Annotated in this window: 1 rRNA gene (only partly in view); it reads left to right on the forward strand. The window is 51.0% G+C overall.

Features of this window, described 5'->3' with window-relative positions:
- Positions 1 to 57 precede the first annotated feature (57 nt).
- Positions 58 to 1,530, forward strand: a 23S ribosomal RNA gene (locus tag C8K63_RS29900); it runs 1,421 nt beyond the window's last position.

Genomic DNA, 1,530 nt, shown 5'->3' on the forward strand with positions numbered 1-1,530 from the left:
TGCGAATTTTCGGCGAATGTCGTCTTCACAGTATAACCAGATTGCTTGGGGTTATATGGTCAAGTGAAGAAGCGCATACGGTGGATGCCTTGGCAGTCAGAGGCGATGAAAGACGTGGTAGCCTGCGAAAAGCTTCGGGGAGTCGGCAAACAGACTTTGATCCGGAGATGTCTGAATGGGGGAACCCAGCCATCATAAGATGGTTATCTTGTACTGAATACATAGGTGCAAGAGGCGAACCAGGGGAACTGAAACATCTAAGTACCCTGAGGAAAAGAAATCAACCGAGATTCCCTTAGTAGTGGCGAGCGAACGGGGACTAGCCCTTAAGTGGCTTTGAGATTAGCGGAACGCTCTGGAAAGTGCGGCCATAGTGGGTGATAGCCCTGTACGCGAAAATCTCTTGGTCATGAAATCGAGTAGGACGGAGCACGAGAAACTTTGTCTGAATATGGGGGGACCATCCTCCAAGGCTAAATACTACTGACTGACCGATAGTGAACTAGTACCGTGAGGGAAAGGCGAAAAGAACCCCGGAGAGGGGAGTGAAATAGATCCTGAAACCGTATGCGTACAAGCAGTGGGAGCCCACTTTGTTGGGTGACTGCGTACCTTTTGTATAATGGGTCAGCGACTTATTTTCAGTGGCGAGCTTAACCGAATAGGGGAGGCGTAGCGAAAGCGAGTCTTAATAGGGCGTCTAGTCGCTGGGAATAGACCCGAAACCGGGCGATCTATCCATGGGCAGGTTGAAGGTTAGGTAACACTGACTGGAGGACCGAACCGACTACCGTTGAAAAGTTAGCGGATGACCTGTGGATCGGAGTGAAAGGCTAATCAAGCTCGGAGATAGCTGGTTCTCCTCGAAAGCTATTTAGGTAGCGCCTCATGTATCACTGTAGGGGGTAGAGCACTGTTTCGGCTAGGGGGTCATCCCGACTTACCAAACCGATGCAAACTCCGAATACCTACAAGTGCCGAGCATGGGAGACACACGGCGGGTGCTAACGTCCGTCGTGAAAAGGGAAACAACCCAGACCGTCAGCTAAGGTCCCAAAGTTATGGTTAAGTGGGAAACGATGTGGGAAGGCTTAGACAGCTAGGAGGTTGGCTTAGAAGCAGCCACCCTTTAAAGAAAGCGTAATAGCTCACTAGTCGAGTCGGCCTGCGCGGAAGATGTAACGGGGCTCAAACCATACACCGAAGCTACGGGTATCACCTTCGGGTGATGCGGTAGAGGAGCGTTCTGTAAGCCTGTGAAGGTGAGTTGAGAAGCTTGCTGGAGGTATCAGAAGTGCGAATGCTGACATGAGTAACGACAATGGGTGTGAAAAACACCCACGCCGAAAGACCAAGGTTTCCTGCGCAACGTTAATCGACGCAGGGTTAGTCGGTCCCTAAGGCGAGGCTGAAAAGCGTAGTCGATGGAAAACAGGTTAATATTCCTGTACTTCTGGTTATTGCGATGGAGGGACGGAGAAGGCTAGGCCAGCTTGGCGTTGGTTGTCCAAGTTTAAGGTGGTAGGCTGG

Origin of the sequence: Pseudomonas sp. GV085 (assembly GCF_003050925.1) — a bacterium.
Classification (GTDB): domain Bacteria; phylum Pseudomonadota; class Gammaproteobacteria; order Pseudomonadales; family Pseudomonadaceae; genus Aquipseudomonas.